Source organism: Colwellia hornerae (assembly GCF_007954355.1).
GTDB classification, from domain to species: Bacteria; Pseudomonadota; Gammaproteobacteria; order Enterobacterales; family Alteromonadaceae; genus Colwellia_A; species Colwellia_A hornerae.
In genome coordinates this window covers 185,944-194,648 of record NZ_VOLR01000005.1, presented here as the reverse complement: position 1 = coordinate 194,648, position 8,705 = coordinate 185,944, and the positions used below count along the sequence as shown (strand labels likewise).

Genomic DNA, 8,705 nt, shown 5'->3' with positions numbered 1-8,705 from the left:
TCCAAGAAATGGACGATGCCGATAAGAAACTGGAAAACGGCCTTGAATCGATTTATGATTGAATTCGAAGACCGCTTAAAGGACTTTATTTAAAACGGGCAGTTACACAAAATCTGTTACAGGCTCTCACGATGAGATAAATTATTTGCTTTCTTCTAATAAGTTAAATATAAAGTAAGGTAATTAAATAAGTGGAGTCTTATTTTTTAACTATTTTACTTACTGATATATATTAATTCATCAAAGAGTTCACGTTCACTTGGCAGTGTCATAATGGTACTCATTTTTTCTATAAAAAGAGTATCAACTACCCTCTCCTTTTTTCTTGATTTATTTCGTCGTAGACACTCTTTTAATTCAATATTAAATATAACTGCACACTTTTTAACTTTAAACCCTAATGAATTTATTCTATTCATAAATGGCATTCTGTCAGGTAATGCATTAAAAAAAGTTGTATCGAGTATTACATGTTGGCCCTTTTTTAAATGACTCTCTGACAAGCTAATTAACTCGTGTAATACCCAATTTTTGATCTCTGATGAATGACAATGACCAAACTTTTGCTCTCTAATATCATCACTTGAAAGAATGATGCTTGTTTCTTTATATTTTTCAGTACAGTATGTTGATTTTCCTGCACCCGGTAAACCAATCAAAAAAACTAAGGTTGGTAAAAATTGTTCACCTGTACAATTTACTTTCATGTTAATCATTTTCTCGGTAATTATTCCTACTTTAATCGTCATACTATAAAGCGGGAACAAAATAACAACACTATTGCAAAACAATTAAATTATTGATGTTTTATCATTAATGCTTTGTTAACAAGTATGTTGGCTTATTTTAAAATAAAAAACATCATATATTCCTTTAAAGCTTATTGCAATTTATTGAAAATATAGATATAAATATATTATTGAAAGAAAAAATCTGAAAGGAATCACATTTTGAAGGATCAAATAACACTATTTACCGATACTGGTAATTCCCCCCCTGTTGACACTGAAAATAGCCATCTCATTTTTTAGGTTTGGTCTATATCTTATTGTAAATAATTGTAAATCCTATGAAAATTAGAGTGCCTTTGTATAACGTCTTGGAAAGAGGCTTTTACGAATAACACACTCAACTAGTTCAGAAATTTCTTTTAACCAAAATTTAAAGTATCACTGACTATATTAGAATGAGTTCTTGAAAACCATCCTGAAATGACTATTGCTTAGTTGGCTGCACAAGTAAAGTGGCAAAGTAATGGTTATACAACAAGGACGGCTATTACATTTTAATACAAAGTGGAAACAGTGCTTAACTGTTTATTGTTGCAAAGTAGTCACTATGAATGTAGTAGGTAAATAATATATATAAGTTGTATTTTACTATCGAAAGTCAGTAGTTATTAAGGTAACCGAATGGAATTTTTAGTTGTAAGGAAAGAATATGAACCAAAATGAACTTGGTGATAATGTGAACGATGCTGTACTACGTATTGAAAAAGCTTTAGACCTACGTTTTGAGGCTGATACAACATTGTATATAACCAAAGAAGACACCGATAAAATAAAACACTGCTTAGCGAATAATAATTATCAAAATTTATCCGCTTTTACTAGTAAGCTTGGTCAAAATGTAGTGGCAAAAGTTGTTCTAAAAAATAGCTGGTTAATAAGTTTAGATGTTAATAAAGATTATAACAGCAAGAAAATATTAGAAAAAATATTTAGTGAAGTATCTGACGATTTTTTTGTCGAAATTGCTGGGATTATTGTAAGTGATAAGGTCTTTACCTTAATTTCATTTAAAGAATTTATCGAAAAATTATATTATAAAAAAATACCAATAGAACATTGTGAGAAGATTTTTAATAACTCTAATTTTAAATTAAATAGTCGAGTTATTTGTTTTCAACGATATATTGGAGAATATGCCCAGAGCAATTCTGGAGCATACATTTGTCGAGAAATAAGTAGTGTATTTAAAAATCATCCCGATATCGAACGAAATGTTAATTATCAACTTCTTTCAAATTTAACGCCACAAATTGATGATAAGCAGGATGTAGCTAAATGGATAGTAGAGGAACAAATTAAAAAGAAAACCCACGATGTTTGGTCGCATGGATTGTTATCTTTGGGTAATGTCGGCTTTGAAGAAGCAATAAGATATCTATCTAATAAAAACGATTCTAGAAACGAAACTTGTCGATATTTGATTGAAAAATCATGTCCAAAATTTTTTGCAAAAAGTGAAGGCATAGAACCTTTAATGGGGGCTATATTAGATTTATATAAAGGTTTTAGAAGTTATCATTATAATTTAATTAAAATGCTAACGCCTGGTTCTTTCTTTGATAAAGATATTGCAAATAAATTATTAAACCAGTTTGAATCACATACTGAATTTCCTAAAGCAACAGAAAAATTCATTTCAGAAATTAGAAGTTGGTCTAAAGATGACCAGGATGGTTATGACACGATTGAAAAGATGAAAACAGAATTAGGTAAACCAAGTCATGATGTAAATAATGAAAAGACGTTAGAATATTTTTCAAGGCAATTAAAAAAGAGTGATATGAAAATTGTCAACGCCTTTTACGAAGAATGTGACCAAGATGATTTGAAGTTAACCGCTATATTGTCTTGTTTTTTTGCAAATAGCTTTAAAAGTAACCCACATCACGAATTGAGTAAGATTGATTTCCCCGCTAATTATATTGATAAGATTTGTGATTTTATCATCATAAAAAGAATAAAAACCAAATATAGTAAATTGTTTTTAGAAAAACATAACAAAATTGCCCTTATCACTACGTTATTTGAGAGATAAAATGAAATTAGAAGTCGGAATTGATTTAGGAACAACTAATACAGTTGTCTCTTTTTTAAAAAATGGTTCACTAGAACAATTAAAGTTTAGAAATAAAGAGAGCTTACCTTCTACCATGTTGTTTGTTGATCAAAAGGCAACAATTGGTGAAATTGCAAAACGAAAATCAGCTTTATATCCTAACAATTATATAAAATCATCAAAAACATTTATGGGTGATGCTACTCAGACGTGGAATATCGAAGGGAAAACCTTTACACCTACAGATGTAGCCACTTTTATATTAACTGAAATTAAAAATAATATAAATAAATATGATTCAGCTATAGATGTAGTCGAAGCTGTAATCACTGTTCCTGCATATTTTACTTCTACACAGATTGATGAAACAAAAAAGGCAGGTGAAGCCGCGGGTTTTATTATTAAGCGAATAATTACCGAACCTGTGGCGGCTGCAATAGCATATGGAATAGATGACAAAGTAGATCAAACATTATTTATTGTTGATATCGGTGGTGGAACTTTTGATACATCAATATTACAAGTTAAAGGGTCAAACTTTAATACACTCGCTGTTGATGGCGATAGTAAATTAGGTGGCGACGACTTCGACAATCACATTGTAGAAGCATTACTGAAATATATTCGTAAAGATCAAGGCGTCAACTTAAGCACTCATGCTAAATCTGATCTCGATGAAGATAAATATCGTAAGGCTTATCAGGCGCTTGTGAATAAGGCTGAAGAGATTAAAATTGAACTTTCTGAATTTGAAAGTACAAATGTTGATATAGCTAATTTGTTTAGTGGTTACAATTTATCAATGACAATGACACGTGCTGAATTTGAAGAAATATCATCTAGCAGTATTGAAAAAATAAAAAGAAAAATTCAAAGCACAATGAGTGATAACAATTTTGACCCATCTGACATAGACAAGGTTGTTTTGGTTGGAGGTAGCTCAAAAATTCCTGTTGTACGTGAATTTGTCACTGAGTTATTTAATAAACAACCTTATGCAGATAAACCGCTCGATAAATTAGTTGCCATGGGTGCTGCAATATTAGCTCACCAAAGCGAGACTGTACAAAGCAAAATAGAGATAAGTGACATTATCTCTCACTCGCTAGGCATTGAACTCATAAATGATAAATTTTCAGCAATACTTGTAAAAAATAGTCAATATCCTATATCTAAATCTCAAATGTATACAACCACAGTAGACTTTCAAGAAAAATTAAGTGTAAAAGTATATGAAGGTGAAGATGAATACCAAGTAACCAATAATTCATTTTATGGTGGTTTCATTTTAGATAATATTGAACGTAGCTACGCGGGGAACCCGCAAATAGAAGTGACTTTTGAATTTGATATCAATCGTATCTTAAAGGTAACGGCTAGAGATTTAAATACTGATTCAAACTACAGTGAGACTATTTCGATTGATAAAACTATCACTCAATCCTAATCGTTTATCACCAGTGTTATTAAGTGTTTAGGTTACTGCTTGAATCGTAATAATAAGTTTTTGATGACACTTAACGAACAAAAAATCAGAATAATAAACAATTGTTTTTATTATTCAGTTAAAGAAATTAAGGATGAAAAATGGAAGAAGCAATTTTTGATGAAGTTGAAGGAACGTTTGTTGGTATAGATTTAGGGACGTCGAATACAGTCGTTTCATATTTTAAAAACAGTGATTTTCATCAAGTAAAATTTAAAGGAAAAAATATTATTCCTTCAGCTCTTTATTTTGAAACTAGAGATAAAATTATTTATGGTGATAAAGCGTTAAAAAAAGGTGTTGTCCACCCTGAGTTTTTGTTGAAAGAGTTTAAGCGTGACTTAGGATCTAACCGAAAATATACATTTGACTTCGTTGATGAGGAAAACTCAAGAGATGACAGTATTTATATTATAGATACAAATATCTTTATAGAAGAGCCTGATATTTTAGACTCCTTTAATAATGCAGCATTAATTAAAATACCTTTAAAAGTAATTGATGAATTACAGTTTAGAAAGTCTAAACCTGAAACTTCTGATGTAGCCAGTTATGCCTTAGAGCAAATTGAAAAAAGTAAACTGACTTTACAGATCGAAATTTGTGAAAGTCATGATGATTTATTATCACAAGATTTGGATGTAGATAAAAATAGTCTTAACGATAATAAAATTTTAAGTGTAGCTAAGTATTTTACGCTTAATGTATCGTCACATATAACGATCTTACTGACGAATGATACTGCGCTAAGGTTAAAATCTGATTCAGAAAATGTTGTTTCGAAAAAACTAAGTGAATTTAAAAATGACTTAGCCAATGAAGAGCTAAATTCAACAAGAGAAGTATTAATACTTACGCCTAGAGATGCTGCGTGTATTTTATTGAAACATATACGTGAAGAAAGTGAAAAGCATATTGGTGAGGAAGTATTAAACGCTGTTATTACTGTGCCAGCTAATTTTACACCAACTCAAATAGGGCAAGTTAAAGAAGCTGGTGAGCTTGCTGGCTTTGAAGAAATAGCTATTCAAAAAGAACCCGTTGCTGTTGGATATGCTTACTCATTAGAAGAGCAAGATAAAACGATTCTTGTTTATGATTTTGGTGGCGGTACATTTGATGCGTCAATCTTGCAAGTTAAGGACGGTACAATTGAAGTTCTCGCAATTGATGGTGATCCTCGCTTAGGTGGGGCTGATGTAACTAAAATTGTTAGTGAACAAATCATCTATGAAGAGTTTCTTGATGAACATGATACTGATTTGTTTGACCAGCAAGAAAGCGGACTGTCATCCATAGACTTTTTGAAAAACCAACAAGCAATTTCGGTTGCTGCTGAACAAGCTAAAATTGAGCTTAGTGATTATGATAGCTCTGAAATTAATATAGCTAATTTAATTAGCTCTGAAGGTGAAATTGTAAATTTACAATTTACTTTAGACCGTAAACGCTTTGAAGATGAGATAAGTGATATTAGAAAACAAAGTTTAGATGTGGTTAAAACATTAATATCAAATTCTGAAATTGAAATTAAAGATATTGATGAAATAGTAATGGCGGGTGGTACATCTCTTATTCCAAGTATTCGTCACAGTCTAGAAGATACTTTAGGAATAGCTCCAAAGCAAAGTATTGATAGCTCATTGGTCATTTCGCAAGGTGCTGTGTTAGAAGCCATGAAACATTGGTCTAAATCAGACACTGTTCAAGAAAAAATAATTTACAATGACAATGCACTTCAAGATTTTGGTATTGGTATTAAAGATAACCGATTCGATTTGTTAATTGAGGCCGGTACAGAGTTACCAACACGACAAACACAGGAATACACAACAGAAAGAGATAACCAAGAATCATTGTCAATTGAAATATTTCAGCGTAAGAAAGGTTATGTCAATGCTATAAAAACCTTTGACAAGGGCATTGAGTATATCGATAAAATTCAGATATCGGGACTTCCACATAGAAATGTAGGCGAGTTAACTATCAATGTAACATTCGAATTAACTAAAGATGATGCACTTGTCATTAATGTTGATGTTTTAGATAGCGACAATAGCCTATGTAATGAAAACACATTAAATGTAGCGAGAGCGTCCGATGCCTAGTAATAAAAGTGATAACTCTTTAAAAAAATTAAATGATATAAATACAAGATTCAAATCATTATTAGAAAACGATTATGGTAAAAAATATTTTAAATTAGAAGCTATTAATAAAATCAACGAATCGGGCAGTGAAGTAGATTCATTGGCACCTTTTTACATTAAAAGAACTAATGTATCGATAAAGAATAAAATAACGGCAGCAGACACTATAAATGCGATAAAACAATCGATCTCAACTGATTTTGAAAAATTAAGTCTAGAACTTATTGAATATTACGATCGGGTAATCTCATCAATCGACGGACAAACAGGAAAAAGTATCGGTATTATTGCTAAAACATTTAAATCTAAAAAGAAAAAATTAGAAAATGCGTTAAATCGGTTTACCATCCAAGATCATTGGTCTGTTACAGAACTAGGTGTGGAGTTTGAACTTACCTTAGTAAAATTTTTAAATGACCTAATTGTAAGTATTATTGAACCAATTTCTAGAGGTTTAAATGCTGTTTTAGGCGCTGAGGAGCATATTGTCTACCAAGAAGTTTTACAAATGTTTAATACATATCTTATGAAATTGGGTATATATACTACTTCTTATGATGTAGGACATAAATTGTCCGAAGATGATTGGAGCAATATTAACCCTATAAACACTGACTCTTGTGAAACAGAAGATATTACATTGAAGAATGTAATAAAGGCTATTCATTCTTATCCTTATTTTATTGGTGATAATACACTGGTTCTAGAAGGTGACGTTATCTTGTGGAAAGTAAATAATGGATAAATTATTACTAGGTATAGACTTCGGTACATCAACAAATTTTGTTACGAAATACGATTTTAATAAAAAAGATGCAATTCCTGTTGCTAATATGGGGGATTACGGAGCATCTAATATATTTGAAAACTGTATCTACGTAGAATCAGCAAATAACTTTGTAATTGGGCAAGCTAAAAAAGGTATTAATGACCCTTTTAACTTTTTCGAGGATGTTAAGCGCTTTATTATTAGCGATGACTGGAAGCACAAAGTATCCAATCTAGATGATAAAGAGGTAACGGCTCAAGATTTAGCAACCATGATTTTTTCAGCAATTAAAACAAAAGTTGAAAATTCAGAGTCTAAGCCTGTTGAAGGTGCCGTTATTACAGTGCCTTATGCATATGGAGATAAATATAAAAAACGTCTTAAAAAAGCTGCCGAAGATGCAGGTATTAAGGTTATTCAATTAATTGAAGAGCCTGTTGCAGCGGCTATTTCTTTCGGTATTTTTAGTGGTGACATAAAAGAAGGTAAAAAAGAAAAAATAGTCGTATTTGATTTAGGCGGTGGTACGTTTGATATTACTGTTTTTGAATTCCAAAAAAATGATCAACAACATGCCAAAATAGAAGTGTTGAATACAGACGGTGTTGAAAAACTGGGTGGTAAAACAATTGACGATCTAATTTCAGAGAAATTTAGAGAGATAATAGGCGTTGAATATTGTGATTTTTCTAATAAAAAAGAAGAAAGTAACTTTAGAAACAGCCTTAAAAAAATAGCAAGAGAAACAAAAGAAGAGTTAACATCGAATGAGAGTACAGATGTATATGAAACTTTTGTTATCAATAAAGAGCTAGTCGAATTAGAAAAAGAAATTACACGAGATGAATTTGATACTTGGCTTAAAAACAATAATATTATTGGCGAAATTGACGATGCTCTTGACCGCGCTATTTATGATATAGATTTAGAACCAAAAGACATAGATCGAATAATTTTAGCTGGTGGCACAAGTAGTATCCCTTTAATCAGAAAAACGGTAAGAGAATTTTTTGGGAAAGAGCCTGAGTCTAAACAAAACTTAGGTGAACTCGTTGGGCACGGAGCCGGTATAATGGCTGGCCTTTGGGCTGACAATTCTTTGAGATACGATGTTATTAGAAAAACGAGTAAAGACGTAGGTATCGCTACAGGACAAAAATTTAAACGTATATTACATAAAAATGAAATGTATGGAGAGACCTCTATACCCCATAAGGTTGTTTTGCGCAATACCGAATCTGAACTTCAAGTAACATTTTATGAGGGCATATCTACTCGAATTGAAGATTGTGAAAAGTTTGGCACGGCAACGATAAACGGACAGTTATTTTCTAATGCTATCGTTTATATATCATTGATGCGAGATAAGGAAACAGGTCAGATTAAGTATTATTTTCATGATGAAAATAATACTCAAATAAAGAGCGGTTTTTTAGATAATATTGAGTAATTA

The 8,705-nt window shown here is 31.2% G+C and carries 6 protein-coding genes; 5 read left to right on the top strand and 1 reads right to left on the bottom strand.

All coding sequences use genetic code 11. From position 1 onward, the window contains the following. Positions 1-215: 215 nt before the first annotated feature. Positions 216-749, bottom strand: a complete 534-nt coding sequence (locus tag ESZ26_RS05165; RefSeq protein ID WP_146798616.1) for an ATP-binding protein — start codon at positions 747-749, stop codon at positions 216-218. A 691-nt stretch (positions 750-1,440) separates the two neighbouring features. Here ESZ26_RS05165 and ESZ26_RS05160 point away from each other — a divergent pair. The 5 genes from ESZ26_RS05160 to ESZ26_RS05140 all read left to right on the top strand — a co-directional run bounded on the left by ESZ26_RS05160 (position 1,441) and on the right by ESZ26_RS05140 (position 8,702). After that, on the top strand, positions 1,441-2,826 hold the full coding sequence (locus ESZ26_RS05160) for a hypothetical protein (RefSeq protein ID WP_146798614.1): 1,386 nt from the start codon (positions 1,441-1,443) through the stop codon (positions 2,824-2,826). 1 nt (position 2,827) lies between these two features. Next, a complete protein-coding gene (locus ESZ26_RS05155) occupies positions 2,828-4,294 on the top strand; it encodes an Hsp70 family protein (RefSeq protein WP_146798612.1) in 1,467 nt (488 codons plus the stop codon). A 140-nt stretch (positions 4,295-4,434) separates the two neighbouring features. After that, entirely contained in the window at positions 4,435-6,441 is a 2,007-nt protein-coding gene (locus ESZ26_RS05150) for an Hsp70 family protein (RefSeq protein ID WP_146798610.1), read from the top strand. Further along, positions 6,434-7,228 (top strand): hypothetical protein, encoded by a 795-nt coding sequence (locus ESZ26_RS05145; RefSeq protein WP_146798608.1) that lies wholly within the window; start codon positions 6,434-6,436, stop codon positions 7,226-7,228. Before ESZ26_RS05150 ends, ESZ26_RS05145 begins: the two co-directional genes overlap by 8 nt. Then, entirely contained in the window at positions 7,221-8,702 is a 1,482-nt protein-coding gene (locus tag ESZ26_RS05140; RefSeq protein WP_146798606.1) for an Hsp70 family protein, read from the top strand. Before ESZ26_RS05145 ends, ESZ26_RS05140 begins: the two co-directional genes overlap by 8 nt. Positions 8,703-8,705: the final 3 nt, after the last annotated feature.